The organism is Salinibaculum rarum (assembly GCF_030505615.1).
Lineage (GTDB): Archaea > Halobacteriota > Halobacteria > Halobacteriales > Haloarculaceae > Salinibaculum > Salinibaculum rarum.
This window is the reverse complement of sequence record NZ_CP129992.1, coordinates 1592524-1617080: the sequence shown is the minus strand read 5'-3', so window position 1 is coordinate 1617080 and position 24557 is coordinate 1592524. Positions and strand designations below refer to the sequence as shown.

Sequence of the window (24557 nt, the reverse complement as noted above, 5' to 3'; positions counted from 1 at the left end):
TCCCGAGAGCCGCTGGCACACAGAGCGGGGCCGACGGCGACGTCTGTCCGCCGGATAGGTGCTCGACAGATGCGGGTACTCACTCGACGGTCAGCGTCATCGTCACGGCTTCGCCTGCCGCCAGCGCCTCGACGAGGTCCCTGTCGAGGTCCCCGGCGGCCTTGTTCGCGCCGACGACGACAGTCCGGTCGTCGACGTAGTCGCTCGTCCGCCCGACCCCGCTGCGCTCGTTCTCGAAGGACAGGTCGGGATGGCCACGGCCTTCGATGCGCTCGGTGTGGTCGCCGACCTCGAGAGTGACGACGATGGTCGCGTCGTGGGACTGACAGGCGTCGACGAAATCGGCGTCGAAATCGGCGGGTACCCGGTCGGCCTCGATGCCGAGAATACAGTCGCCCGCGGGCGTCAGGTAGTCGTCGCTGGTCAACTCGAACGTACTCGCGTGCTCGGCCGAGACGTGCTCGTGGCCGCGCGCCTGCACGACTTCTTGCATACACGGCCGTTCCGCACGGCGGTATTTCAGGGAGACGATTCGCGTCGGGGCGCGACTCCCGTCAGGAACTCCCTTCTTCGATAGGGACCTCGACGTCGTTGCCGCTGATGTAGGCCGCGACGCGGACGCCGACGAGGCTGACGAAGATACTCGCGATGATAAACACCGCGAGCCGTTCTGCAGAGGTGAGAACGAGGCCGTCGAACGCGATTGGACCGAATTCCGTCGCCGGAACCCGCATCGCCTCGAACACGCCGGAGCGTTCGAGGAAGTACGCCGAGAAGCCACGGACCGCCAGGCCGACCGCGACGGCGACAAACGGGAGATTGACGTAGGCACTGCCGATACCCTCGTCCTGGATGAGCTCGTCGAGCAACCGCCCGGTGCTGGCTGCGAGGGCCGCAGCGGTCAGCCAGGGGACGGCGTCGAACGCAAACCGCATCCCGAGGATGACGACACCGACCGCCTCGGCGCGCATCGAGGAAGCGCTCAACACGCCGGCAAAAGCACCGACCAGCGCGAGGCCACCCGCGACGACGTAGGTGACAAGCGAGACCTGGCCGGAGTACAGCGCCTCGCGAATGTCGCCGGGCAAGCGCGCGAGGTACGTGCCGATACCCAGCCCCTTGTAGAGCAGGTAGACACCGAACGCCGCGGCGATAGTCCCGACGGCAAGTGCCGGGCTGTCGGCCACGAACAGCAAGGCCGGGAACGCAATCAGGGCCGCCCCGAGCGGGACCAGGACGGTCTTGCGGAGTTGCTCGTCGGCGAGAAACTGCTTGAGAAGGTAGTACGTCGACTCGATGTCGCGGGCCTGTCGGACGACGACCCGGTCGACGGCGTCGACGGGGAGGCGACTCTCGATGATGGGAACCAGTCGCTCGTCCTCGGCGCTGTCGACGACAACGACGGCCGAATCGGGGTCGAACTCTGCGACCAGGTCGTCGATCTGGCGGGCGACCTGGCGGTCCGCCGAGACCGTCTCGCCGGTCCCGGAGATGACCGCGACCGTCGCATCCGAGAGGTCGTCGGCGACGCGCAGCCCTTCGAGAAGGCAGTTGACACGGCTGTCTTCGGGGTCTTCGACACCGACTGCTGTGACGAGTGACTCGACGGCTGCCCGACCGACCACGGGCGGGTCGACACCGGGGAGGGGCTCACCGCGATGGAGACAGACGACAAGCGTGCTCACGGTTGGAGTCAACGGGGGACGGGATAAAAATCCTCTCGACCGTTCAGACCGAAATAACCGTTCGATGGCACCCGATTCAGAGCGACTCGACGCCCGACTCGGTCACGATACTGTCGAGCAGACGCGTCGGCGTGGCATCGTACGCGGGGTTTTCGATGTCGAACCCTTCGGACGGTTCGAGCATCACTTCGCTGGCCGCGCGATACTCGTTTTCGAACGCGAAGCCGGCATCGACGAGTTTCGCTTCCGAGCCAAGCGCCGTCACCGGCACGTCACAGTCCGCGGCAGTCGTCGCCAGCGGATAGGTCCCGATGCGGTTGTAGAGGGTCTCATCGACGACACAGTCCATCCCGATGACGACGCGGTCACACTCGGGGAGGAAATGACCGTGGGCGCTGTCGACGACCAGCGTCGTGTCGACGGCCTCGAACTCGGCGAGGCGGCGGGCCATCTTCCGGCCGAGATACCGGGGTCGTGACTCGGTAACGTACACCGAGAACGTCGCGCCGTCCTCGACTGCCTGTCGTATCGCCGAGAGAACGGTCGTCGAGTAGTCGTGGACAAGCAGCGTCTCCGCGTCGGCGAGCAGCGGCGCGGCAGCCTCGGCGGCGCGCCGTTTTGCCGTCTCGATGCGCTCGACGACGGTGTCGATGGCGTCGAGAGTGGTCTGCTTTGCCGCATCGACGGTGTCGGCGTCGGCGTCGGTGACCGTCTCGACGATCTCACGCTGGGTGGTGTGTAACGACGCATGCGAGGGGTTCGCCCGGCGGAGCGCGCTACTGTTTCGTTTCAGTGTCCGGTTGTACTCCTCGACGGTCGGGAACTCCTTGTCTGTGAGTTCACGGAGCGCTCGGGCGGCCTTGACTGCAACGACCGAGGAACTGTGAGTCTGCATATCCGCAATCTCCTCGGCTGTCTCGTCTATCATACGCGAGCAGTCGACCCGGGACAACTAATGGCTTTCCCGTCCGGGGCCGAACGACATTTATCCCGGGGTCTGCTACGTCGGCACAGATGAGCGACGACCTCGGGACCCGCGGCATATCCGAGGGTGTGAGTCTCGCGACACTCGTCCTGCTGACTATCGTGGTGACTGCATCAGTAGGCGTCAGCGTCCTCTTTCTGGACGGGAGCGACAGCGACGGCATCGAGGCCAATTTCAGTTTCAACTACCAGAGCCAGGGTGAGTTTCTGCTAGTCACACACGAATCGGGTAACGAGCTCCAGAGCGGCCGTCTCCGTATCGTGGGACCGAGCTCGAACGTGACATGGGCAGAGCTCGCCAGCTGGAACGAATCCCGTGACGTGACCACGGGTGACCTCGTCCAACTGAGCGAGAGCAGCGCCTACGGCAGTCGGGTCGGGTCTAGTGACTACATCAAAGTCGTCTACGTCTACCAGAACGACTCCACGAAAGTACTCGACGAGTGGAACAGCGACCAAGCGCCGGGCGGTCTGGGCTAGCCTTTGATGTTACACACCGGGAACGTCCGCGCGACCCGGTCACCGATACCCAGCGCGTCGGAGATGCGAACCACCTCGTCGACGTCCTTGTAGACGCCCGGTGCTTCTTCGGCGACTGTCGCCCCGCTCTGGGCCTTGACGTAGATGTGGTCTTGCTCGCGAAGGTCGTCCTGGACGTCCTCGCCCCAGAACTCGTTTTTCGCCTGCGTACGGCTCATCAGCCGACCGGCACCGTGGGCCGTCGAACCGAACGTCTCCTCGAGTGAGCGTTCCCCACCGCGGAGGACGTAGCTGCCCGCCCCCATGCTCCCGGGAATGATGATGGGCTGGCCCACGTCGCGATAGGCAGCCGGCACTTCCGGTCGGCCGGCCGGGAACGCCCGCGTCGCGCCTTTCCGGTGGACGTACAGCTCCTTGTCCTCGCCGTCGACGGTGTGAACCTCCTTCTTGGCGATGTTGTGGGCGACGTCGTAGAGCAGGTCCATCTCCATTGCCTCCCAAGACTGGTCGAAGACCTGCTCGAAGACCTTCCGGGTCTGGTGCATGATGAGCTGTCTGTTCACCCACGCGAAGTTGATTGCAGCACACATCGCGTCGTAGTAGTCCTCGGCCAGTTGCGACCCGGCGGGTGCGGCGGCCAGTTCCTTGTCCGGCAACTGGTTCAACAGTCCCTGGTGGGTCTGCTCGATGTCGCGCAGATAGTCGGTACAGACCTGATGGCCCAGTCCGCGCGAGCCACAGTGGATGAGGACGACGACCTGGTCGGCTTCGAGTCCGAACTCCGCGGCCACGTCCTCGCGGTAGATGTCGGTCACCCGCTGGACTTCGAGGAAGTGATTGCCCGAGCCGAGCGACCCGATCTGATTTGTCCCACGGTCTTTGGCCTTCTGTGAAATCTTGCTCGGGTCGGCATCGGGTCTGTGTCCCTCATCCTCGCAGTGTGCCAGGTCGTCCTCGACGGCGTAGCCCTCCTCCAGTGCCCAGTCCATGCCGCGGTCGAGGATGGCCTCGATGTCGGCTTTGGTCCCGTCGTGGATACCGCCCCCGCCGAGCCCAGACGGAATGTTGGCAAAGAGTTTGTCGACGAGTTCCTCCTCGCGACCCTGGAGGTCCTCGTAGGTCAGGTTCGTCCGCATCATTCTGACGCCGCAGTTGATGTCGTAGCCGACCGCGCCGGGGCTGATACAGCCGTCTTCGGCGTCGATGCCGGCGACACCGCCGACCGGGAAGCCGTACCCCTGATGGCCGTCGGGCATACAGACGGCGTAGTTCTGGATGCCGGGGAGGTGGGTCGTGTTTTTCAGCTGTTCGAGGGTCTTGTCCTCGACGATTTCCTCAAGTAGTGCTTCGCTTGCGAGTACGCGCGCTGGGACGCGCATATCCCCTTCCTTGGGAATCTCCCAGACGCAGTCACGGACTTTCTCGAGCGTGAACTGCCCAGCGTCGTATGTAGTCATGGCCGTATGTGGACGGCCGGCGGGGAAATATCGTTCGGACCGGGTGACACAACGCTTTTTTCGCCCCCGGGGGTTTGCTGGGGCATGAACGGCCAGACAGTCCCACTCCAGTCGGCCATCGGGGCACCCGCGTGGCTCCCGGACGCGGTGCCCGAGTGGACAGTGCCGTTGGTCGCATCGGTGCTCGTCCTCGCACTCGCCTGGGTGGTCTCGCGAGTCCTCATTCAACTGTTCGGCCGCCGAATCGCACGACAGTTCGACCGCCCGAGTCTCACCCGCACCGCGCTCCGCGCGGTTCGGCTCGGGGTGTTCATGTTCGCGCTGCTTCTCGTCCTCCGTATCAACGGACTGGCGCTGGGCGACATCGCGCTGTCTGTGACGGTGTTCTCGGCAGTGGTGGGTGTCATCCTCGCACCCATCGTCGGGAGTATCATCAGCGGTATCTTCCTCCTCGCCGACCAGCCCTACGAAATCGGGGACCTGATAGAGCTACCCGACCAGGGCAAACGTGGGTTCGTCGAGGACATCACACTCCGATACACGAAGATATTCACCCTCGACAACACCTTCCTGGTGGTGCCGAACGGGAACATCCGCGAACGGGACGTGTTCAACTTCTCCGCCGAGGACCCGCGCACGCGCCAGACGCTCGACGTCATCGTCACCTACGAGAGCGACATTCCACAGGCCAGAACGCTCATGGAGCGAAGCGCACGAAAGCTCGACGACATCATCGACGGCGGGCCACGCATCCGCATCGGCGGCGCTCGCTACCCCGCACAGCCGGACTGCCTCATCGCGGAGTTTGGCGACCACGGCATCACGCTGCGCCTGCGATACTGGGTGAAAGAGCCGTACCGACTACAGACAGTCCAGTCGGACCTCCAGACGAACATCTGGAACGCCTTCGAAGACGCGGACGTCGAAATCGCGTACCCGCACTCGCACCTGTACTTCGACGAGACCAGCGGCGAACTGGCAGTCTCGCTCGATGGCGCGGACAGCGACCAGCCCGGTGACGGACCGGACGACGTCGTGCCGGACGGGGAAGCAGCGACCGGAGACGAAAATTAACCGTCGACAGTGATGACGTCACAGTCGAGTTCGTTCTGGAGGTAGTCCTCGACGTCGGGGTCGTCGACGAGGCGACGAACCATCCGCCGCCAGCGGCTGACCTGTTTCTTGCCGATGACGACGATGTCGGCTTCCTCGGCGGCAATCTCCTCGAGGATGGTTTTCTCGACCAGAAACCCCTTCCTGACGGTGTATCGAGCGTTCGAGAGTCGTCCGAACTCCCGCTCGACAGCCGCTTTCAGTTCGCGCCGGGTGACGTTGGTTCCACCCTGATAGAGGTTGACGTGGAGCACGGTGAGCGCGGCGTCTTCTGTGGCTGCGATGTCGATAGCTTCCGCGAGCGTCGAACGGGAGTGGCCGCTCAGTGGATAGCGAACGGGCACGACGACCTGGGTCATCATCTGAGTCTTGCAGGCTTGCCACTTCAAAGGTTGTGACCGCGAACAGCACGCATTTGAGCGTGGACAGCGAACCGGGTGGCATGGAAGCGATGAGTGGTCCCGACGGAGAGACGCTGTACGTCGACCGTACCGAGGGGCGGCGCGGGCACAAGGGTCCCTTTTTCGTCGTCTACGCCAGCGAAACAGCCGACGAGCGGTGGGGGTTTTACTGTAGCAACTGCGAGTCGCTGGACAACGCCGTCGACTCGATGGGACGAGTCCAGTGCAACGAGTGTTCCAACCGCACGAAAGCCGAAGAGTGGGACGCCGCCCACGAGTAACTGGAGCGACGATTGGTCCAGGTTCTGTTGTGTCAGTGTCAGCTAGATACGTTTATTACACATGCCGTGGTAGACGGTACCGAATGGGTACTGTTACCACCTCTCTCAGACAGGAAGCCCAGTCGATATTCACGGACCTCGGATACAACGTGTCGGGGAACGGCGGCGAAATTCACGCACAGCGCAAGTGGCGGACGGTCCGGGTCACACCGATGTCCGAACCACGGGACATCCCCTCCTCCGGGGATATGCATTGCTTTGTCACCTGGGAGGACCGTGCAGGTGACATCGAACGGCATCTGACACAGGAGGACCCCGACTACGAGTGGGCGATAATCGGCGTCCGCGACGGTGGCGAGTACACCGTCGCCGGCCGTACAGCCTGAGGAGTGGCCGCGCTTTCAGTTCCTGAACGACCGCTGTGGTGTGGTAGCAATCCGACAAGCAGTTTATACAGTGGTAGGGCCTACGCCTGACACTCATGTTCGTCGGCCACGGTCTGCTGGCGTTTGCCATCGCAGCCAGCGTCGCGAGTCGACGTGGCTGGCCGACCGACCGCGCACTTGCCGTCGGCATCGTCGCCGGCCTGTTCGGGACGGTGCCCGACATCGATATGCTGTACGCGGTGTTCGGACTCGCCTCGGGCGCCGAGGGGCTATTTGCCGCCTCGGATGCCTTCTGGGCGGCGGCTTCGCTCGTCCACCGCGCGGTCACCCACTCGCTTGTCCTCGGGACGGTCGCGGCGGTCGGATTCGCGGCCTGGCGTGCCCGGACGACAGCACTGTCGGAGCGAGCGGACGGCTGGCTCGCGGTGGCTGGCCTCTCGTTTGCGCTGCTCGTCGGAGCCGTCTTCCTGACCAGTGGTCCACTCGCCGCTGCCATCGTCGTCGTCTTCCTGCTGGGTGGCCTCGGCATCGTCACCGTCGCCGGCGTGCTCGATTTCGGCCCCCGAATCGTCCTGGGGACGGCACTGCTCGGGCTGCTTTCCCATCCATTCGGTGACCTCTTTACCGGGACGCCGCCGCAGTTTCTCTACCCGCTCGACGCGACGATCGTCGCCGACCGGATACTGCTCCACCCGGACCCGACACTGCACCTCCTCGGGGCGTTTTTCGTCGAACTCGCTGTCATCTGGGCGGCGTTGCTGACGGTCGCACGGCTCCGGGGCTGGCAACTCCTGCCAAGCGTACGGCCGCGGGCGGCACTCGGTGTCGGCTACGCCGCCGCCGTCTTCGCGATTCCCGCGCCGACCCTGCAGGTGTCCTGGCCGTTCGTGTTCAGTGTCCTCGGCGTCGGACTGGTCGCGGTGCCGGTCGGCCTCCGCGAGCAGGTCGGCAATCGCTGGTACACCGCCGTGACCGGACTCACCGCAGTGACACTCGCCGGCTTCGCGTACGCGGTGGCGTACCTGCTCGTCGGATAGGCGATAGCAAACACGTTTTACACTCCCCAGCGAATGCATCCGATATGCCCACCGTCGAGTTCGGACAACTGCTCCGCGATGCACGGCTCAACGCCGCCCTGGCGTGGGCCATCACCGGCGTCGTCGCCCTGGTCGCAGTCGACGGATTCCTGACGGGAGACCCGCTCTGGGGCGCCTTCGCAACCGCAGTCCTGGTCCTGGTTGTCATCCCGCCGCTTGCCTTCCTCTCTGCCCGGACGATGTTGCCCTGGGAAGTACTGTTGCTCGCCGCGTTGCCGATACTGGGACGGGCGTTTGCCACCTTCGCCGTGAGCAGCCAGATTGCCTCCTACCTCTCGGTTGCTGCACTGGCCCTGCTCATCGCCGTCGAGTTACAGACGTTCACGAGCGTCCGGATGTCGGCCGGGTTCGCTGTCGCCTTCGTCGTCATCACGACGATGGCCACAGCGGGCATCTGGGCCGTCGCGCGCTGGACGGCGGACATCTGGCTTGGCACCGGGTTCATCGACGCGCTCGGACCCGACGAGACGGCTCAAGAGCGTGCGATGATGCTCGAGTTCGTCGCCTCCTTTATCGCCGGTGTCCTCGCCGGACTCGTCTTCGAGTTCTACGTGCGTCGGGTCGCCCGCGTGAAATCGCGACTCCCGGAGGGTAGTGTCCCATGAGAGTCCGCGACTGGCTCGGCATCAGTAAACGCCGCCAGAAGCAACTCTCCTACGCCATGGAACTGGGACTGGTCGGCATCATCTTCGCCGGCATCTGGGGCGGGAGTACGACCGTCGTCGTCAACGCCTTCGTCGGCGTCGTCGCCACCCAGATACCGCCGATTCTGGAACGAGACTACGACATCCCGATGGACCCCGCGTTGACGCTGTGGATTACGAGCGCCGTATTCCTGCACGCCTTCGGCGTGCTCGGACTACCCGGCGCCGAGCAGAACCTCTACGGCCAGCTCCCGTGGTTCGACCACGTCACGCACGCCCTCTCTGCGTCGGTGGTTGCCGCCGTCGGCTACTCGACGGCCCGCGCCCTGGACGAACACTCTCCCGACATCCATCTGCCACGCCAGTTCATGTTCGTCTACATCCTGCTTTTCGTCCTCGCCTTTGGCGTCATCTGGGAGGTCATCGAGTTCGGCCTCGGGGAACTGGCCCGCTGGCAGGGCAACACCGCCTTGCTCACCCAGCACGGCCTCGAAGACACGATGCTGGATATGGTCTTTGACACGGTCGGCGCACTCGTCGTCGCCACCTGGGGCACAGTCCATCTCAACGACATCGCCGGCTACATCGCCGACCAGCTCGAAGCACGCACGCCTGAGTAATGGTAGTCCAGACGCTGACGACGCTGCTCGCAGGTGCGGTGTTCGGCCTCGCACTCGCGGCACCACCCGGCCCGATGAACGCCATCATCGCCGAGGAGAGCGTGCTCCGCGGGTGGCGCGCGGGCGTCACTGCCGGCCTGGGGGCGATGGTCGCGGACCTCTGCTTTCTCGTCCTGTCGCTGGCCGGTGTCGTCGCCGTCGTCGAGTCGATGCCACAACTCCGGGGCGCGCTCTTCGGTATCGGTGGCGTCCTGATGCTGTGGTTTGGCGTGGACGCGGCCCGAGGCGTCCGGGCGACGCTGACTCCCAAGGGAGACCCCGACGGCGAGAGCAAGGGCTTCCGGAAAGCGTTCGTGCTGGCGCTGACGAACCCCTACCAGATTCTGTTCTGGCTGACCGTCGGCGTCGGCCTGTTGACGCCGGGGACACACGACCTGCTCGCCGAGGTGCAGTACGTCGGGGACACGCTCGCGGGACTGGTCGTCGTCGAGACCGGGAGCCCGGCGCTCGTGGTCGGCTTCTTCGGCGGCATTGTCTGCTGGGTAACGGGCTTTCCGGCCGGACTCGTCGCTGCCGGCGACCGGTTCGAGAAGCTAACGCCGGTCGTCGCTGGCGCGAGCGCGCTGGTGCTGGGCGGGTTCGGCGTCGCCTTCCTGTGGTCGGCCGCGACGGTGCTACTCTAGGTCGATTGCGGCCACTTCGTCGTCGAGCCACTCGCGGAACCACTTGACGCGTTTGAGCCGACGGTGGGCGATGTCCTGTGCGGTCGTACTCTTGACCCGCTCTTTGGCGGTGATACCGCGTTCGAGGACCCGACCAACCATCTCCGCGCTGTCCATGTGGGTCCGAGACTCATACCCCATCCGCAACAGCATGAGCGCCGCGCCGTTGGCGCCCACCTTGTCGAGGATGTCCGCCTCGACGAGACACTGCGTCTCGAGGGCGAGGTCAGTGAGGTCGTCCTGGTAGGAGTGTTCCGCGACGGACTGACACACCTGGTCGACGAACGACTGGGGGTAGTCACACTGGGTCGTCAGATACTCCCGTGTGATGCGTGCCCCCTCCTCGGCGTGGGCGTCCTGCTCGACTTCCAGTTTCGCGATGTCGTGAAAGAGCGCGGCGACGCGCGTCACGTCGACGTTTGCGCCCTCCTCGCGAGCGATGTCCGCAGAGAGTTCGACGACGTTTCGGATGTGGTTAAACCGGTACTCCGCGGAGTGCCACGGGTACCACCGCATCCGGCCGCCCTCCGTCTCGTTTTCGACACTCGCAGCGAGATAATCCCGGACGAACTCCTCCATCTGTGCAAACTCCTCGTCCGAGACAGGCGACTCGCGTATCTCAACACCCACAGCACCACCTCCGCACGAAGCAAACGTTGTTCATCTTACGGGCAGAAAAGGTTGTTCGACTCTTTAGCGTTACGACAAGAGACAGTGTGACAACAAATAGGCACAGCGAGGGTGACCAGAGCAGGTGAGTGTGACCACCGTCGTAGGAGACTTGCGTGCTGTACGTTTATTGCACATCGGTGTGAATCGGGGGACATGGAGATTCGAGAAGCCCGTGCCAACGATAGGCCAGCTATTCGAGACGTCGCCCGGCGGTCGATGCAGGCATCCTATTCGCTCGACCCGACGGCCATCATCGGGGCCATCGAGGAGTGGTACGACGAGAACCGACTGCGGAATCTGCTCGAAGACGACGACAAGGTGCTGCTCGTCGCAGAACACAAAGGACAGGTCGTCGCCTTCTCCGATAGCGTCATCACCGGCGAAAGCACCGGTGAGATTCTCTGGCTCCACGTCGACCCCGACTACCGGGGCGAGGACATGGGCCTCGACCTGTTCAAAGCCACGCGCAACCATCTCGCGAGCATCGGTGCCGGGAATCTCCGTGGCCGAGTGCTCGCGGACAACGCCGGCGGGAACGCCTTCTACGAGAACCGCGGGCTCGTGAAAATCGGCGAGGAGACCGTCGATATCGACGGCACCCCCTACGTCGAGAACGTCTACGCCGAGGTCGAGGCCGAGCGGATGGAGCCGGTCGAACTCGACGACGGCGAGACGGTGTTCATCGACCGCGAAAACGAGGAGACCGGCTCTATCGCCCCCTTCTACATCGTCTACACCGAACGCGACGCCGAGGACATCTACGGCTACTGGTGTGGCAAGTGCGACCAGCTCGCCAACGCCATGGACGCGTCGGGGCGCATCCAGTGTGACGAGTGTGGCAACGCGCGCAAGCCTACCCGCTGGGACGCCGCCTACCTATAGGTTCTCGCGCGCAGTCGATTGCACGTCGTCCAGGGAAATATCTTCCTCGTCGAGTTTTGCGTTGACCTCCTCGCGAAACTGTTCGAGTTCCTCCGGGTCTTCGGCGATACCGGTCGTCACGAGCAGTCTGACCGACCGGCTCACGCTCATGTCGATGTCGATGACCTCGTCGGTCGGGACCAGCATGAATCGCCCCTGGGTCGGATTGGGACTGTTCGGGATGTAGACGTTGTACGCGTCCCGCCCCAGCGCGTCGGTCACCACGCCCGGGCTCTCGGAGGTGACAAAGCCAAAGACGTACAGCCCCTCCCGCGGGTACTCGATGAGGACGACGCTCTCGTATTTCGATTCGCGGTTGACGAGCGCGTCAGAGACCTGCCGGACGCTACTGTAGACGACACTCACCATCGGGATGATGCCGACGAGCCTATCGAACAGGTCGAACAGTCGCGACCCACCGCTTCGCTGGGCGAGATATCCGAGCAGCGTAATCCCGAACAGCAAAATCGCGAGCGCACCCAGTTCGGCCAGAATCTCGATGTTGCCCGAGAGGCTGACCAGCCCCGTCTCCTCGATAATCGGATTGAGAACGCCACGTAGCCACCCGAAGATGAGTCGAACCGCGACGAGCGTGACCACGAGCGGCGCGATGAGCGCGATACCCGCAATCAGACTCTTCTTGACCGTCTCAGACAACCCCATACATCCTGGCACCATGCGTGCGGACAAAAGGATAGTGGGACACTCCAGAGACGGCGATGAAGGTACAACAGAGTCCCGAGCAGATTCGACCGCAGTCACTCCGTTCCCTGGTTCGACCTACCGGGGATACGTGCGACTCGCGAATTGCTCGTCGCAAAATAGTCCCGGGCAGATTCGAACTGCCGTCAGTGGCTGTCTTCTCGCAGCCGGTTCGGGCGACCACAATCCAAAGGCCACTATGATTGGCCACTACACCACGGGACTGCAACCGGGACTTTGGAATCAGCCTTTATATCCGTTACGTAACGCTCAGACGAGGTCCTGCTCTTCGAGCTGGCGCAACACGTCGTCGACGAACGACTCCACGTCCTCGTAGGGGAACTCGCCACTGCCGAGTTTCGTGTTCAGTTCCATCGCTGTCATCGAAAAGTCACCCGACTCGAACTTCGTCGAGGGACCGCTCGGCAGGGCCGGCACGAGGTCCATCGGGCTGTTGATAGGGTAGTCTGCTCCTTCGAAGGCATCGGTGAACTGCTCTCGCAGGTCTTCTTTGTCGACCATATAGGATTGTCGACGGGAACGTACTAAAAACCAACCGGATTAAGAAACACTGCAGGTTGTTTGAAGTTTATTCGCTGGCCGACGGCGTATCTCAGTCGTCGGCCGCAGCGACTGCGCCGTGTTCGATGTCCGTCCCAAGCAAGTCGAGAAACTCCGCGAGCCATTCGGAATGGTCCGGCCAGGCCTGTCCGGTGACAAGATTCCCGTCGCGGACGACGCCGTCGACCCACGAACAGCCAGCGGCCTCACACTCGGCCTGGACAGCAGGGTACGACGTCATCTCGTATCCGTCGAGGACGCCGGCGGCAGCCAGAATCTGTGGGCCGTGACAGATAGAGGCGACCGGTTTGTCGGCCTCGAAGAAGTGCTGGACCGCGTCGATGACGGCGTCGTAGGTGCGCAGATACTCCGGTGCGCGCCCGCCCGGAACGACCAGTGCGTCGTAGTCTTCGGGGTCTATCTCCGCCATCGTCGCGTTCAACTCGAAGTCGTGGCCGCGCTCTTCGAGGTACGTCTGGTCGCCTCTGAAATCGTGAATCGCTGTCTTGCAGACCTCCCCGGCCTCGCGGTCCGGACAGACCGCGTCGACGTCGTGGCCGACCATCTGAAGGGCCTGAAACGGTACCATTATCTCCAAATCCTCTCCGAAGTCGCCGACAATCATCAGGATGTCCTTACCCATGGGTATCACGCGCTGTATGCGCGGAACTAGCTAACGACCCACACAAGCAAAAGTGTCTATGAGCGTTGACAATCAGGTCACAAATCAGACAGGACGCGAGCACCTCTCTAGTCGACGATGGCCGCCAGCACATCGTCGATGTCGCCGAGGCTGTCGACGATGTAGTCGGGCTGTCCCTCGCTGTCAGCGACGTCCGCGCGGTCTGTCACGCCAGTCAGGACCAGCACCGTCGTCATCCCAGCACCGGCACCCATCGCGAGGTCGGTGTCGAGTCGGTCGCCGATTATCAGACACTCGCCGGCGGGGACGCCGAGGCGGTCGGTCGCAAACGACAGTGCCGGGTCGGAGGGCTTGCCCAGTATTGCGTCAGGGGCCTGGCCGACCGTCGCAGCGAGCGACTCGATAATCGCGCCCGACCCGGGTTCGAGACCGCCATTTTCCCGCGGAAACGTCCGGTCGGGGTCCGTGCCGAGAAACGTCGTCTCCTCGTCGACAGCCTGGAGGGCGGCGTTCATGTCCTGGTACCCGAAGGACGGCGTCCACGAGCCGAGCAACACGTCGGCGGCCCCGGGGTCCTCAGTCAGCGATAGGTCCGCAGCAACCAGTTGCTCGCGGAGACCGTCGGAGCCGACGAACAACACCTCCTCGTCGGCGTGATTCCGACGAAGGTATCGGGTCGTGACGTCGCCCGAAGAGCAGGCTTCACCCGGCTTTGCGTCCACGCCGAGATTGGCGAGGTGGTCTACGTACCGACTGCCGTCTCTGGTCGGATTGTTCGAGAAAAAGAGCAGCGACAGGCCGGCCGAGCGAAGCCGCTCGACACCGTCGCTCGCACCGTCCAGCACCGTCCCGCCGCGATAGACCGTTCCATCGAGGTCCACGACCGCTCCATTGATTCCCATCACCTGCAGGTCGGCCGGGACGGACATAATCCCGCCGGTCGTTGCTGTCGTTTGCGTTATAGTACAACGTAAACCCATTGCTACGTCGAATCAGACTCCGCCACAATCGCTGTCGGTGATAGTCAGCGACCAGACATAGGCAATTCCAACAGTCGACTCACCGGAGTTCTGAACCGCTCACTCACCGGTTCGCATTTTCTCGTCCCACCGCGGGCCTGCACGGCCGACGAGCGCGTATCCGACGAGGGCAGCCACCGCTGACAGTGCGACTGCCCCGCCGAGTGCGAGCTGTGGAGCGGCACCAGCGGCAAGCGACGCGACGAGCAACGGGACAGCGAGCAGCGCCATCCCCGCACCGAAGGCCGCAAACAGTGGCGTATCGAAGAGCAGTTCGTTCGCAGACAGCCCGGTCAGATACGCAGTCAACCCGAAGACGTACACCGACACCAGCGGGAAGACGACCACCCCGACCAGCAACTCGACCACGGGATACCAGACGGCGGCGAGCGCAAGATAGGCCAGTCCGGTCGGGACTGCAAAGGCGAGGTGTGCCCGGAACTTCGCCCCGAAGACGGCGTCCATCCCGGTCGGGTAGCGGAGATACCCCTGTGGGTCGTCGAACTGCGTCACCCAGTTGAACGTCGTGAAACTCCCGAGTCCGAGCAGCGTGCCAAACGCCACCCCAGCGGAGGGGTCGATGCCGGTCGCCACGGCCACCCGGTCGAGCAACAGCGCAGCGACGCCAAAGAGGACGCCCAGCGAGAAGACGACTTTCCAGACCGACCCGCTTGACCGCGTCACCTCCAACAGCGGGCGCGCGGTTAGCCCGTCGATTCCCGGAAGCCGCTGAAGTTCCCGATAGCGGTCGGTCCGAACGCGCCGTGTCGACCCACCCGACGCCGGTTTGAAAAGCAGTGGTCCAAGCGCCGCAGCCACCACCAGCGGACCGAGTGCCAGCACCGCAGTCGCCGGCGACGGGTCGAGATAGACTGCATAGGGCGTCACTGCGACGAGGTCACCAGTACGAAAGAGCGCCAGCAGTGCCAGCGCGACGACGACTACGACGAGCGCGACCCTGTTTCGCGTTCCCAGGCCGACGAGCGCGAGACTCCCTGCGGCACCGAGTGCGAACGTCCCCAGCAACGTCACCCAGAGCAGCGCCACCTGCCCGAGAGAGAGTCCGCCAGCGAGCGCGACTGGAACGAACCCGACCACCAGCGGCGTCAGGAAAAACGCGGCGTAGTACACCAGGTCTTTCACCAGGAAGGTCGCGAGCAGTCGCCCCCACGAGACGGGGAGTGTTCGTGCGGAGAACACGAGCAGCGTCACGTCTCCCAGCACGTCCCGCATCGCGTCCCGGCCGACGAGTCCGAGCGTCCCCACCTGAAGCCCGAAGAAGACGACGAGTGCGTGCAATCCCGCGACCACGGCCCCCATCGACGTCCCCGTCAGCGAGAGCAGGTAGACGCCACCGCCGACGATGGCCGCCACGAACACCGGGAAGGCGAGAAACCGTGTCGATCCGAACAGTTTCGTATGGAGCCGATACTCTTCGAGCAGCATCCACCGGAACAGCGAGGTGTTACTGGCCATTTCCCTCAAAGGAAAGAGGACAAAAGCAGGTCATTCGTCGGTCACCCCGACCGGCGGGCCCGGCGTTCCGGCGCTCCCTCCAACTTCGTCGACGAACGTATCCAGTAACTCGCCCTCCTCGAAATCGCTGAGGTCCTGCTGTGTGACGAGTTCCCCGTCGGCGATGATACCGACCTGCGTACACAGTTGCTCGGCGACAGCCATGAAATGCGTCGAGAGAAAGAGGGTGTTCCCGTCGGCACAGTACTCTTTGAGGTGGGTCTTGACTTCCTCTTGCATCAGTGGGTCCAGGTTCACGAGCGGTTCGTCGATGAAGACGAGCGCCGGTTCGTGGAGAAACGCCTGCGAGAGCATCACACGCTGGCGCTCTCCTTCCGAGAGGTCTCCCGAGATGGTATCGAGGATGCCCTGGAACTCCAGTTTCCGTGCCCACCGCTCGATGCAGTCGTCGATGTCCTCGATTTCCCGGACGTCGCCGACAAACTGGAGGTACTCGCGGGGCGTGAGGAAACTCGGCGGGTCCTCGCGCTCGGGCAGGATACCGATAGATTCGCGGACCGAAAGCGGGTCCGTTACCGGGTCCTTGCCGAGAACCGACGCCGTCCCCGCGGTCGGTTCCCGCTGGCCGGTCAGAATCTCGATAGTGGTCGTCTTTCCCGACCCGTTCGGCCCGAGCAGGCCGAACAGTTCGCCATCGGCGACAGAAAGCGAGAGGTCAGAGAGCGCAACCACGTCGCCGTACCGCTTTGTCAGGCCCGTCGTCTCAACTGCTGGCATTCGAGAGATGTATCGTCGCCCACTGTCTTATAGTCCGGCCCCAGCGTGGCCCGTTCCCGACCAGCGTCCACGGACGAGACCGACCGACACCCAGCCGGTCCACACCGAGAAGAGCAGTGCACCCCAGAGTTCGGGAATCGCGAGGCCGGCACGCGTCGGCGAGCCAGTCAGGCCCCACACCAGCCAGCCAACGAGATTACCCGTCCCGAATGTTATCGCGACGAGGCCACGCTGGCGCCAGTGCGTTCCGAGTGCGGTCAGCCCGTCCAGCCACAGCGTCACCGAGACGAGCAGGTAAAAGCCAAGTGCGACGGGGAAGTGCGGTGCCGTATCCTGCGGAAAGACCCCGACGAGCGCCATGAAAACGACGGTGAGACCGAAACTGAGCGCAGTCGCGCGGCCGGCAAGAGACTGCGCGGAGCGGGTCAGCGCGACGGCAAAGGCGAGCCCGACAACGCCACCGAGTATCAACCCGCCGTTGAACAGGACCACGGTGAGGCCTGTCCCCGCCGCTGTCTCAACCACGCCGAGATTCGAAAGCGCATTTTGACGCCACGCGAACGCCGGTGAGACGACCGTCGCTACCAGAATTGTCCCCATCGTCAGCACGACTGCGACCAGGCCGGCCCCACGGAGTGCGCTGTTACCGCTGTCCATACCTCACCACGGCACCCCACAGCGGGAAAACAGTATCGCCGACACCGAAAAAGAACTACTGGGTCCGCAGCGCTCGCTGGAGGTTCCCGGCGACATCTTCTCGGAGCGACTCCGCGACGGTTTTGTCGATGTCCAGTGCGACGGCGTCGCCGCTCGCGAACCCACCACCGCCGGCCGTGTCGATGGTGAGCGTTCCGAGCCGACGGCGACGCTGGAAGACGGTCTGGCTGCTGAACACGACCTGAACGCGGTCGTAGGGGACGACGATAGTCTGTCGGCGCCAGAACCCGCGTCTGGTGACGACGTGCTCACCGTCGGTGTAGTATCCCAGGTGTTTCCACTTGAGGTGGGCGGCGACCGGTACGAGGACGAGCGCGACCAGCGGTGTATACCACAGCGGCAACAGCCCAGTGATGGCGTTTACCAGCCACAATACCCCGACGAGGACGGCGAGACCGATGGTGTATCGGGCAGCGTAGCGCGTTCGTGCTCGCGTCGGAGGGCGCTCGAAGGTGACCTCGCCAAAGGGTTCGACGGCGCGAGCAAGCGAGAACGCGCGGTCGCGCTTGGCTATCGGGACCGCGGACTCGACTTGCGACCCGTCCTGTCCGGGGGCGTAGCCGGCCGTCTGGATGACGACCGACGCATATCCCAGGAGTCGCGCGAGGACGTTCTCCTGTACCGAGACGGTCTGGATTTTCGAGAGTGGGACAGTCCCGTTGTACCGCTGGAGCAACCCGCGTTCGTAGCGCAGTTCGTCGCCGCGGCGGGTCAACTCGAAATCGTAGTAGCGCAGAATCTGCAGGAAGCCACTCAGGACCCAGAACGCGACGAGGCCGGCCAGCGCGATAGCCGGGCCAAAGAGCAACAGGAGGTCGGCCTCGGGCGCGATTGCGCCAGCCAACTGGGGCGCGAGAATCGGGGCGAGAACTGACAGCGCACCCAGAAACCGGAAGTCCGCAGACACCATCCCGAGAACGAGGTGTTCGCGGTCGCTGAGTTCGAACAGTGTCTCCCCGACCTCTGCTGTGGCTTCGCTCTCACCCTCTGCGGTCGCGTCGGCCCCCCGTTTGCGCCGGCTGAGTTCGTCCTGCAAGCGGTCTGCCTCTTCGCGGCTGACGTATCGCAACTGGGCTTCCGTCGAACCACCGCCGGCTGTTTCGAGGCTCACTTCCGCGATACCGAAGGCACGCTGGACGATGTTCTGGCCGATGTCGACGTTCTGGATGCGGTGATAGGGAATCTCCCGCTCGCGCCGGGAGAGCACCCCCGAGTTCAGGTCGAAGGTGTCGGCGGTCAGTTCGTAGTCGATGCGGCGAAACCGGGCGATTTCCCATCCGACCCCGAGACCGATACCGAGGACGACCAGGACAGCCACCAGGCCGACCCTGCTCAGGATGCTGCCGCCACTCGATGCCGAGGTGACGACGCTGAAGATGATGAGGCCGACAATCTGGAGCCCGTTCGCGAGAATCCGGTACGGGATGGTCCGCCTGTCGAGTTTCACAGCGCGTCACCACCCTCCGACTCGATTGCCAGTTCTTTGACTCGCCGCTGGAGGTCCGTCGCGACGTCCGTCCGGAGGCCCGGGATTGCCACGTCTGCACCCCGCGACCCGGCCGTGTAGACGACGAGCGTCGAGAGACCCAGCGCCCGTTCGAGCGGGCCACGCTGGGTGTCGACGTGCTGGATTCGGACGTGTGGTGCGACGGTCTTGACGGTCGTAACGACGCCACGCTCCAGGTAGAGTGCGTCTTCGCGGACCCGGTACGACCAGATGCGATAGCGCAGGTGAACCCACACGAGCGCGATGAGTGCCAGCACGATAGTGCCCCCGATGACGAACACGCGGTCGACGTCGAACCGGGTGGCCACGAACCCCGCGATCACGCCCAGGATGGCGATTCCCACGAGGGTTCGCACTGCCCAGATGAGTTGCACGCTCGGGGTCAGCGTCCGCCGGTCAGTCGTGTATTTCGAGACGTCAGCAGACGACTGTTCACGTCCGTCTGTCCCCTGCTGGGTCGCTGAAGCAACTGGTTGCTCGTCGGTCTGTTCGTCGCTCGGTCCATCGGAGGGCGCTGCCATTGGCCACTCTGGGACCGCCTCACCGAAGTATGCTAGGGTTTGATTTCACAGCGCTATCCGGGGATGGGATTTTGAGCGTGGCCGCCCAAGCGAGCGTATGGACTTCGCGGTCGTACAGGGTGACATCGCACAGCAGTCCGCAGACGTCCTCGTCAACGCCGCCGGGACGAGCCTCCGGATGGGGTCCGGTGTCGCTGGCGCGCTCAGACGGGGCGCCAACGGACCAATCAACGACGAAGCCATGTCGAAGGGACCGGTCGACCTTGGCGGTGTCGCCGTGACGGATGCCTACGAACTCGACGCAGAATGGGTCATCCACGCCGCGGCGATGCCACACTACGGCGACGGGAACGCGACCGCAGCGAGTATCGCCGATGCAACCGAGAACGCGCTGGAGCGAGCCGACGAACTCGGCGCCGAATCGCTCGTCCTGCCGGCTCTCGGCTGTGGCGTCGCAGGGTTCGCGCTCGACGATGGTGCGCGCATCATCTGTGAAACCGTCGCCGAGTACGACCCCGACACGCTAGCGGACGTACGGGTCATCGCCTACAGCGACGAGGAGTTCGAGACAATCAGTGACGTTGCAACGTCGGTCAAAGACACCGGCGGTCTGTAGCCACTGTACCCGCGTCGAAGCCACACGCGTTTTTACGACCCGGGGCCGACGGACCGGTATGGACAGACGGGCGTTTCTCGCGACGGTCGGCGGGGCGGCCCTCGCTGGCTGTGGGGGACAGGCGACCGAGACACCGGGCGTCAGCGTCGGTGACCTCGACCAGCTCGGCGCCACGCGTCGGACCTGCGACGCAGATGTCGCAAACTCGGGGAGCATCACGCTTGACGGCCGAGACGTTTCCCTCGAGGGCACTGTCGTCGGCGACGCAATCTGTGCCAAGCCGACCGGGCAACTCCTGACGGGGTCCGGGACAACCGACGGGACAGTGACCATCGTCATCGAGGCGGCAGTTCCCGGGTCACGGGAGTGCGAGGAATGTCGGACCAGAATCGACTACGAAGGCGCCGTCAGACTCGACAACCGTCCGGAGACGGTGACACTCGAACATGTTACCCTCGACGGTGGCCAAACGGAGGTCGCCCGCGCAACGACGCTGACTGTCGAAACAGAACCCACAGCAACGCAATCACAGAACGAACCGACCGACAACACTACTCGTGACCGCTGACACTCACCGGCTGATACGGTTCTTCCAGCCACTCGATGTCACTCTCAGAGAGTGAGATGTCGAGCGCTTCGACGGCCGCTTCCAGGTGTTCGACGCTCGTCGTGCCGACGATGGGAGCGTCGACCCAGTCTTTGTGCAGGACCCACGAAAGCGAAATCTGTGCCATCGTCGCGCCCTTCTCGTCGGCCAGTTCCTGCACGCGCTCGTTTATCTCCTGGCCGTTGCCCTCGAAGTATGGGTGTTCTTTCGCGTACTCGTCGGACTCTCCACGCGTTGTCGCGTCGAACTCCTCGTGGGGCCGCGCGAGGTAGCCACGAGCCAGCGGACTCCACGGAATCACGCCGATGTCTTCCTTTTCGCACAAGGGTAACATCTCGCGTTCCTCCTCTCGGTAGAGCAAGTTGTAGTGGTTTTGCATCGTCAGGAACCGGTCGAGACCGAGGCGGTCGCTGGTCTGAAGCGCCTCCGAAAACTGGTGGGCCCACATCGAACTCGCGCCGAGATACCGGACTTTCTCGCGACGGACGGCGTCGTCGAGCGCCCGCATCGTCTGCTCGATTGGCGTATCGTAGTCCCAGCGGTGAATCTGATAGAGGTCGATAGTGTCCATCCCGAGGCGGTCGAGGCTGGCGTCGAGTTCCTGTTCTATCGTCTTCCGCGAGAGCCCACCCGAGTTCGGGTCGTCGTCGTCCATCTGGAAGTAGCCTTTCGAGGCGACGACCATCTCGTCTCTCCTACCTTCGAGGGCATTTCCGAGGATGCGCTCTGATTCGCCGTTCGAGTACATGTTCGCGGTGTCGAAGAAGTTGATTCCGAGGTCGATGGCACGGTCGATAACCGGGTGGCTCTCCTCTTCCTCAAGGACCCACTCGCGCCAGTCGGGCGTCCCGAAGCTCATACAGCCAAGACAGATGCGGCTGACCTCCATGCCAGTCTGACCAAGCGTCGTATACTCCATGGGGGTGGAATCGACCGGCAGCGTCGAAAAGCTTCCGTCGGCGATGGTCGACGGAAACGGTCAGAAGGATTCGGCGTCGATGCTGCCGGCATACCGGCGCGCCAGTGCGTAGACGCCGACGGCGACGGCGCTGAAGGCGACGACGTGGGCGTAGGTGCCGGTCGTCGCGCTGTCGACGGCCAGTTTGGCGACGGTGGTAGCCGGATGCTCCGGCAGGACGATTGCCGCGCCGAAAAGCAGGATGACCAGCACCGAATAGAGCAACTGGGCCTGCCGACGGCGGGCGGTAATCAGTCCGAGCAACGTGCCGACGGCAACGACGATTGTCGCGATTGCCGTCACGAACACTAGGAGTGGCACGACGTTCTGGACGGCGATGTTGTTGAAACTCAACAGCACAATCCAGAGCAGCGCCTGGAGCGGTGCGAGCAGAATCATCCCGAGTGCCTTCCCGTCGACGATGTCGACCAGCGACACCGGTGCCACCCGCAGCAACTCCAGTGTCCCCCGCTCGATTTCCTCCGTGATGGCGTCGACGGAGATAGAGCCGCTGATAAACGGCGGGAGAAAGAGGAGCAGCGGAATCAACACGGTGTACGTGAACCCGAAGTACGGGCTCGAATCGGCATCAGCCGGCGGTTCGACGGGCCGGTAGTCCAGGTAGACCTGTCGCTGCTGGCGCTCCGTGCGTTCGAGTTCGGTCAGCATCTCGCGCAACTGGACGATGATAAGCGTCGTCCGGATGTTCTCCTCGGGTGCGATTGCAGTCACAGCGATGCGACTCCCGTTTGCCTCTGGCGAGCGTTCTGCGGCCACGATGGCGTTGACCTGCCCGTTGTTGAACCCTTCCAGTGCGCTCTCACGGGAGTCAAACCGCACCGGTTGGACGCCCTCGGTCTGGGCTGCGGCACTGACCAGTTCGTCCTGGTACTCGCCGGAGACACCGATGCGGACGCCTTCGCCTTCGACGGAACTGGGGTCGTACAGCGACGTGAGACCGACGACGAGAAACGACGAAAACGCAGCGATAAACAACTGGATGAGCAAGGCGAGAACGATGGTCTTCTCCCGAGAGAGCGAGGAAATCTCTCGCCGTGCAATCGTCGCTCTGGCGCCGCCTAACAGGCCGCGGTCGGAGTCAGACAAGGGACATCACCACCACGAAATTGTAGGCGAAGTGAATCACCATCGCCGCCCCCAGCGCGACGGCGTAGGACCGTCTGCCGCGGCTCGCACCAACGGCCGAGATTGCCGCGGTCACCGTGTGTAACACAAGCGGCAGGAAGAACAGTCCAAGCAAGATGGGTATCCCGGCGTCGGCCGGCGTAATCTGGAGCGCAGCCTGCCCGATTTCGAGTTCCGGTAGGCCGACCAGTTGTGCGACGTGGGTGAGCTTTTCGCCGACGAAAAAGCCGAGGCCGCTCATGAGTCCGAGCAGCAGGGCCGTTGCCGTCGTCGCTTCGAACCGCCGATGCGCGTAGGCGGCGTAGATTGGCAGGCTCTTTGCCACCTCCTCGACGACGGCGACGACGACGAGGATGAGCGGAATCGAAACCTCACCCAGTGCGAACAGAATCGCGATAGCAAGCAACTGGAGGACGAAGACGAAAGGCAGGAGGATAGCGACGACGAAGGCGACGTCGCGAGCCTTTCGAATCCGGCCGGCGAGTGCGTCGAGCACTTTCAGCGGAATCGACCGCTGGGCGAACATGTCTTCCTCCCGGTAGAGCCCGGCTCCGAGGCCGAACAACACGAGCGCCGACAGGAGCGGCGGCGTCACCGAAAAGAGGAACTGCGAGAGGCCGACCGCCTGGCCCTGCAAGTCACGGACGACGACGGTCAGCGGCGAGATGAGCGCAATCGGCGTCACGTCGGTGAAGATTGCGGGCACGAAGGCGTAGCTTGTCAGTCCGACGGTGATGGTGACGGTGACGAAGGTCAACTCTTTGAACGACCGGGCGAACATCGCGCCGATGAACGTCGACGCGAGAAAGAGCAAGACGAGGGGCACGACCGCTGCAATCGAGACGATACCGCCCAGCGTTCCCGTCGAGATGTAGGTGACGCCGATGGCGATGACCGCCTCGATTCCCATCGCTGCCACGAAGTACGGCAGTGTCTTCCCGCCGATGATGTCGAACCGCGACACCGGCGACACCAGCAACAGTTCACCGCGCCGGTTCAGCCGCTCCGAGAGAATCGTGCTCCCGTAGGCCTGAATCAGGAAGTTCAGCGGGACGATAAAGACGAAAGCGAGCACGAGCGACCCGAAGGGGAACGGCGGCGAGAGCTGTGAAGGCGAGTCGACGCTGGTCGAATCACCCGACAGCGACGAACCAAAGCCACCGAGGCCGCCACCCGAGTCGGCCGGGTCACCGTCGACAGCCCCGGGACCGCTCCCCGTGCCGTTGCCGTCTGGCGCTCCCGCGGTTTCGCTGTCGTTCGTGTCGGTCCCGTCGGTCCCGTCGGTCCCGTCGGTCGGGCCGTCACTGGTGGTGTTGTCGGTCCCGCCGTCGGTCCCGTCGGGAGTGTCGGTTTGCCCGTCTGTCCCGCCGGTGTCGACGCCGTAGCTGCTGCCGACGTTCGCCTGGTCACGATACTCAAGCGAGACGGAGACAGGGAAGGCTGCGGTCTGATTGCCCTCCTTGCGGAGCTGTTCGCTGTTGTACCGCTGGACTGTCGCCCGCAACTCCTCTGTGGCGGCCCGTCCTTTGGGAGAGTCTGCGCGCACAATCCGTCTGCCGTCGATGACCAGTTCGACCGACTTACCGAGGTCGGCCGTCGTGGCGTCGGGCCGGATGACGAACGTCCCGTCGTCCGCGACGGCGTCGTAGTATGGGCTGTCCTCGGAGATGCTGACCCGATAGAGCCCCTCGTCGAGGACCGCCCCCTGTCCGGCGACGACGGGCGCGAACACGCCGATGAGCGCGATGGCGAGGGCAGCGATAGCGATGGTGCGTTTGTCGACACCACCGGCGTTTTTCGTGACCTCCCAGCGAGCGATGCGGAGGAGTTTCCGTAGTCGCACG

At 63.8% G+C, this 24557-nt stretch carries 29 protein-coding genes and 1 tRNA gene; 11 read left to right on the top strand and 19 right to left on the bottom strand.

The window, feature by feature from the left end; all coding sequences use genetic code 11:
- Positions 1-79: 79 nt before the first annotated feature.
- The 3 genes from QYL91_RS08575 to QYL91_RS08565 form a co-directional block, all read right to left on the bottom strand.
- Complete coding sequence (locus QYL91_RS08575; RefSeq protein WP_302080085.1) at positions 80-493, bottom strand: DUF371 domain-containing protein; 414 nt, start codon at positions 491-493, stop codon at positions 80-82.
- Positions 494-554: 61 nt separating this feature from the next.
- Positions 555-1685, bottom strand: coding sequence for a DUF373 family protein (locus QYL91_RS08570; protein ID WP_302080084.1), 1131 nt, complete (start codon positions 1683-1685; stop codon positions 555-557).
- A gap of 76 nt (positions 1686-1761) precedes the next feature.
- Positions 1762-2613 carry an eIF2B alpha/beta/delta subunit family protein gene (locus QYL91_RS08565; RefSeq protein WP_302080083.1) on the bottom strand — a complete coding sequence of 284 codons (852 nt, stop codon included), beginning with the start codon at positions 2611-2613 and terminating at the stop codon, positions 1762-1764.
- An 86-nt stretch (positions 2614-2699) separates the two neighbouring features.
- Here QYL91_RS08565 and QYL91_RS08560 point away from each other — a divergent pair, with 86 nt between their 5' ends.
- Positions 2700-3149 (top strand): type IV pilin domain-containing protein, encoded by a 450-nt coding sequence (locus tag QYL91_RS08560; RefSeq protein ID WP_302080082.1) that lies wholly within the window; start codon positions 2700-2702, stop codon positions 3147-3149.
- On the opposite strand, the gene QYL91_RS08555 is transcribed toward QYL91_RS08560, so the two are convergent.
- Positions 3146-4606: an RtcB family protein gene (locus QYL91_RS08555; RefSeq protein WP_302080081.1), complete on the bottom strand. Its 1461-nt coding sequence runs from the start codon at positions 4604-4606 to the stop codon at positions 3146-3148. The two genes, QYL91_RS08560 and QYL91_RS08555, sit on opposite strands and share 4 nt — an antisense overlap.
- A gap of 84 nt (positions 4607-4690) precedes the next feature.
- Between QYL91_RS08555 and QYL91_RS08550 the strand changes: the two genes are divergently transcribed.
- On the top strand, positions 4691-5680 hold the full coding sequence (locus QYL91_RS08550; protein ID WP_302080080.1) for a mechanosensitive ion channel family protein: 990 nt from the start codon (positions 4691-4693) through the stop codon (positions 5678-5680).
- Here QYL91_RS08550 and QYL91_RS08545 read toward each other — a convergent pair.
- On the bottom strand, positions 5677-6078 hold the full coding sequence (locus QYL91_RS08545) for a universal stress protein (protein ID WP_302080079.1): 402 nt from the start codon (positions 6076-6078) through the stop codon (positions 5677-5679). The two genes, QYL91_RS08550 and QYL91_RS08545, sit on opposite strands and share 4 nt — an antisense overlap.
- Before the next feature lie 83 nt (positions 6079-6161).
- Between QYL91_RS08545 and QYL91_RS08540 the strand changes: the two genes are divergently transcribed.
- The 6 genes from QYL91_RS08540 to QYL91_RS08515 all read left to right on the top strand — a co-directional run bounded on the left by QYL91_RS08540 (position 6162) and on the right by QYL91_RS08515 (position 9831).
- Positions 6162-6401: a DUF5816 domain-containing protein gene (locus tag QYL91_RS08540; protein WP_302082851.1), complete on the top strand. Its 240-nt coding sequence runs from the start codon at positions 6162-6164 to the stop codon at positions 6399-6401.
- An 83-nt stretch (positions 6402-6484) separates the two neighbouring features.
- The gene (locus QYL91_RS08535; RefSeq protein ID WP_302080078.1) at positions 6485-6787 is read left to right on the top strand and encodes a DUF7116 family protein; all 303 of its coding nucleotides are present in this window, start codon (positions 6485-6487) and stop codon (positions 6785-6787) included.
- 95 nt (positions 6788-6882) lie between these two features.
- On the top strand, positions 6883-7824 hold the full coding sequence (locus QYL91_RS08530) for a metal-dependent hydrolase (RefSeq protein ID WP_302080077.1): 942 nt from the start codon (positions 6883-6885) through the stop codon (positions 7822-7824).
- A gap of 44 nt (positions 7825-7868) precedes the next feature.
- Positions 7869-8489, top strand: a complete 621-nt coding sequence (locus QYL91_RS08525) for a hypothetical protein (protein ID WP_302080076.1) — start codon at positions 7869-7871, stop codon at positions 8487-8489.
- The gene (locus QYL91_RS08520) at positions 8486-9148 is read left to right on the top strand and encodes a DUF2238 domain-containing protein (protein ID WP_302080075.1); all 663 of its coding nucleotides are present in this window, start codon (positions 8486-8488) and stop codon (positions 9146-9148) included. Before QYL91_RS08525 ends, QYL91_RS08520 begins: the two co-directional genes overlap by 4 nt.
- The gene (locus QYL91_RS08515; RefSeq protein ID WP_302080074.1) at positions 9148-9831 is read left to right on the top strand and encodes a LysE family translocator; all 684 of its coding nucleotides are present in this window, start codon (positions 9148-9150) and stop codon (positions 9829-9831) included. Before QYL91_RS08520 ends, QYL91_RS08515 begins: the two co-directional genes overlap by 1 nt.
- Here the strand turns inward: QYL91_RS08515 and QYL91_RS08510 are convergent.
- Entirely contained in the window at positions 9823-10500 is a 678-nt protein-coding gene (locus QYL91_RS08510) for an HD domain-containing protein (protein ID WP_302080073.1), read from the bottom strand. The two genes, QYL91_RS08515 and QYL91_RS08510, sit on opposite strands and share 9 nt — an antisense overlap.
- A 195-nt stretch (positions 10501-10695) precedes the next feature.
- On the opposite strand from QYL91_RS08510, the gene QYL91_RS08505 reads away from it, so the two are divergent.
- On the top strand, positions 10696-11424 hold the full coding sequence (locus QYL91_RS08505) for a GNAT family N-acetyltransferase (RefSeq protein WP_302080072.1): 729 nt from the start codon (positions 10696-10698) through the stop codon (positions 11422-11424).
- On the opposite strand, the gene QYL91_RS08500 is transcribed toward QYL91_RS08505, so the two are convergent.
- The 10 genes from QYL91_RS08500 to QYL91_RS08455 form a co-directional block, all read right to left on the bottom strand.
- Positions 11419-12126, bottom strand: coding sequence for a DUF502 domain-containing protein (locus QYL91_RS08500; protein WP_302080071.1), 708 nt, complete (start codon positions 12124-12126; stop codon positions 11419-11421). The genes QYL91_RS08505 and QYL91_RS08500 overlap by 6 nt on opposite strands.
- Before the next feature lie 159 nt (positions 12127-12285).
- Positions 12286-12390, bottom strand: a tRNA-Gln gene (locus QYL91_RS08495).
- A gap of 45 nt (positions 12391-12435) precedes the next feature.
- Positions 12436-12687: an MTH865 family protein gene (locus tag QYL91_RS08490; RefSeq protein ID WP_302080070.1), complete on the bottom strand. Its 252-nt coding sequence runs from the start codon at positions 12685-12687 to the stop codon at positions 12436-12438.
- A gap of 91 nt (positions 12688-12778) precedes the next feature.
- Complete coding sequence (locus QYL91_RS08485; RefSeq protein ID WP_302080069.1) at positions 12779-13369, bottom strand: DJ-1/PfpI family protein; 591 nt, start codon at positions 13367-13369, stop codon at positions 12779-12781.
- A gap of 107 nt (positions 13370-13476) precedes the next feature.
- Entirely contained in the window at positions 13477-14271 is a 795-nt protein-coding gene (locus QYL91_RS08480; protein ID WP_302080068.1) for an HAD-IIA family hydrolase, read from the bottom strand.
- Between the two features lie 177 nt (positions 14272-14448).
- Positions 14449-15864: a hypothetical protein gene (locus QYL91_RS08475; protein ID WP_302080067.1), complete on the bottom strand. Its 1416-nt coding sequence runs from the start codon at positions 15862-15864 to the stop codon at positions 14449-14451.
- A gap of 30 nt (positions 15865-15894) precedes the next feature.
- Entirely contained in the window at positions 15895-16641 is a 747-nt protein-coding gene (locus tag QYL91_RS08470; RefSeq protein ID WP_302080066.1) for an ABC transporter ATP-binding protein, read from the bottom strand.
- A gap of 27 nt (positions 16642-16668) precedes the next feature.
- Positions 16669-17298, bottom strand: coding sequence for a DUF998 domain-containing protein (locus tag QYL91_RS08465; RefSeq protein WP_302080065.1), 630 nt, complete (start codon positions 17296-17298; stop codon positions 16669-16671).
- Between the two features lie 55 nt (positions 17299-17353).
- Positions 17354-18805, bottom strand: coding sequence for a PH domain-containing protein (locus tag QYL91_RS08460; RefSeq protein WP_302080064.1), 1452 nt, complete (start codon positions 18803-18805; stop codon positions 17354-17356).
- Positions 18802-19386 (bottom strand): PH domain-containing protein, encoded by a 585-nt coding sequence (locus QYL91_RS08455; RefSeq protein WP_302080063.1) that lies wholly within the window; start codon positions 19384-19386, stop codon positions 18802-18804. Before QYL91_RS08455 ends, QYL91_RS08460 begins: the two co-directional genes overlap by 4 nt.
- A 97-nt stretch (positions 19387-19483) precedes the next feature.
- Between QYL91_RS08455 and QYL91_RS08450 the strand changes: the two genes are divergently transcribed.
- Both QYL91_RS08450 and QYL91_RS08445 read left to right on the top strand, forming a co-directional pair.
- Complete coding sequence (locus tag QYL91_RS08450; RefSeq protein WP_302080062.1) at positions 19484-20002, top strand: macro domain-containing protein; 519 nt, start codon at positions 19484-19486, stop codon at positions 20000-20002.
- A gap of 58 nt (positions 20003-20060) precedes the next feature.
- Positions 20061-20570 (top strand): hypothetical protein, encoded by a 510-nt coding sequence (locus QYL91_RS08445; RefSeq protein ID WP_302080061.1) that lies wholly within the window; start codon positions 20061-20063, stop codon positions 20568-20570.
- Here the strand turns inward: QYL91_RS08445 and QYL91_RS08440 are convergent.
- The 3 genes from QYL91_RS08440 to QYL91_RS08430 are packed head-to-tail and all read right to left on the bottom strand — an operon-like array spanning position 20554 to position 24556.
- Complete coding sequence (locus QYL91_RS08440; protein ID WP_302080060.1) at positions 20554-21528, bottom strand: aldo/keto reductase; 975 nt, start codon at positions 21526-21528, stop codon at positions 20554-20556. The two genes, QYL91_RS08445 and QYL91_RS08440, sit on opposite strands and share 17 nt — an antisense overlap.
- A 60-nt stretch (positions 21529-21588) precedes the next feature.
- On the bottom strand, positions 21589-22674 hold the full coding sequence (locus tag QYL91_RS08435; RefSeq protein ID WP_302080059.1) for an ABC transporter permease: 1086 nt from the start codon (positions 22672-22674) through the stop codon (positions 21589-21591).
- Entirely contained in the window at positions 22667-24556 is a 1890-nt protein-coding gene (locus QYL91_RS08430; RefSeq protein ID WP_302080058.1) for an ABC transporter permease, read from the bottom strand. Before QYL91_RS08430 ends, QYL91_RS08435 begins: the two co-directional genes overlap by 8 nt.
- Position 24557 lies beyond the last annotated feature (1 nt).

Excerpts from the sequence above, each read along its gene's own strand:
- QYL91_RS08575 (WP_302080085.1), bottom strand. The coding sequence starts at position 493 with ATGCAAGAAGTCGTGCAGGCGCGCGGCCACGAGCACGTCTCGGCCGAG.
- QYL91_RS08565 (WP_302080083.1), bottom strand. The coding sequence starts at position 2,613 with ATGATAGACGAGACAGCCGAGGAGATTGCGGATATGCAGACTCACAGT.
- QYL91_RS08560 (WP_302080082.1), top strand. The coding sequence starts at position 2,700 with ATGAGCGACGACCTCGGGACCCGCGGCATATCCGAGGGTGTGAGTCTC.
- QYL91_RS08555 (WP_302080081.1), bottom strand. The coding sequence starts at position 4,606 with ATGACTACATACGACGCTGGGCAGTTCACGCTCGAGAAAGTCCGTGAC.
- QYL91_RS08550 (WP_302080080.1), top strand. The coding sequence starts at position 4,691 with ATGAACGGCCAGACAGTCCCACTCCAGTCGGCCATCGGGGCACCCGCG.
- QYL91_RS08545 (WP_302080079.1), bottom strand. The coding sequence starts at position 6,078 with ATGACCCAGGTCGTCGTGCCCGTTCGCTATCCACTGAGCGGCCACTCC.
- QYL91_RS08540 (WP_302082851.1), top strand. The coding sequence starts at position 6,162 with ATGGAAGCGATGAGTGGTCCCGACGGAGAGACGCTGTACGTCGACCGT.
- QYL91_RS08535 (WP_302080078.1), top strand. The coding sequence starts at position 6,485 with ATGGGTACTGTTACCACCTCTCTCAGACAGGAAGCCCAGTCGATATTC.
- QYL91_RS08530 (WP_302080077.1), top strand. The coding sequence starts at position 6,883 with ATGTTCGTCGGCCACGGTCTGCTGGCGTTTGCCATCGCAGCCAGCGTC.
- QYL91_RS08525 (WP_302080076.1), top strand. The coding sequence starts at position 7,869 with ATGCCCACCGTCGAGTTCGGACAACTGCTCCGCGATGCACGGCTCAAC.
- QYL91_RS08520 (WP_302080075.1), top strand. The coding sequence starts at position 8,486 with ATGAGAGTCCGCGACTGGCTCGGCATCAGTAAACGCCGCCAGAAGCAA.
- QYL91_RS08515 (WP_302080074.1), top strand. The coding sequence starts at position 9,148 with ATGGTAGTCCAGACGCTGACGACGCTGCTCGCAGGTGCGGTGTTCGGC.
- QYL91_RS08505 (WP_302080072.1), top strand. The coding sequence starts at position 10,696 with ATGGAGATTCGAGAAGCCCGTGCCAACGATAGGCCAGCTATTCGAGAC.
- QYL91_RS08500 (WP_302080071.1), bottom strand. The coding sequence starts at position 12,126 with ATGGGGTTGTCTGAGACGGTCAAGAAGAGTCTGATTGCGGGTATCGCG.
- QYL91_RS08490 (WP_302080070.1), bottom strand. The coding sequence starts at position 12,687 with ATGGTCGACAAAGAAGACCTGCGAGAGCAGTTCACCGATGCCTTCGAA.
- QYL91_RS08485 (WP_302080069.1), bottom strand. The coding sequence starts at position 13,369 with ATGGGTAAGGACATCCTGATGATTGTCGGCGACTTCGGAGAGGATTTG.
- QYL91_RS08480 (WP_302080068.1), bottom strand. The coding sequence starts at position 14,271 with ATGGGAATCAATGGAGCGGTCGTGGACCTCGATGGAACGGTCTATCGC.
- QYL91_RS08475 (WP_302080067.1), bottom strand. The coding sequence starts at position 15,864 with ATGGCCAGTAACACCTCGCTGTTCCGGTGGATGCTGCTCGAAGAGTAT.
- QYL91_RS08470 (WP_302080066.1), bottom strand. The coding sequence starts at position 16,641 with ATGCCAGCAGTTGAGACGACGGGCCTGACAAAGCGGTACGGCGACGTG.
- QYL91_RS08465 (WP_302080065.1), bottom strand. The coding sequence starts at position 17,298 with ATGGACAGCGGTAACAGCGCACTCCGTGGGGCCGGCCTGGTCGCAGTC.
- QYL91_RS08455 (WP_302080063.1), bottom strand. The coding sequence starts at position 19,386 with ATGGCAGCGCCCTCCGATGGACCGAGCGACGAACAGACCGACGAGCAA.
- QYL91_RS08450 (WP_302080062.1), top strand. The coding sequence starts at position 19,484 with ATGGACTTCGCGGTCGTACAGGGTGACATCGCACAGCAGTCCGCAGAC.
- QYL91_RS08445 (WP_302080061.1), top strand. The coding sequence starts at position 20,061 with ATGGACAGACGGGCGTTTCTCGCGACGGTCGGCGGGGCGGCCCTCGCT.
- QYL91_RS08440 (WP_302080060.1), bottom strand. The coding sequence starts at position 21,528 with ATGGAGTATACGACGCTTGGTCAGACTGGCATGGAGGTCAGCCGCATC.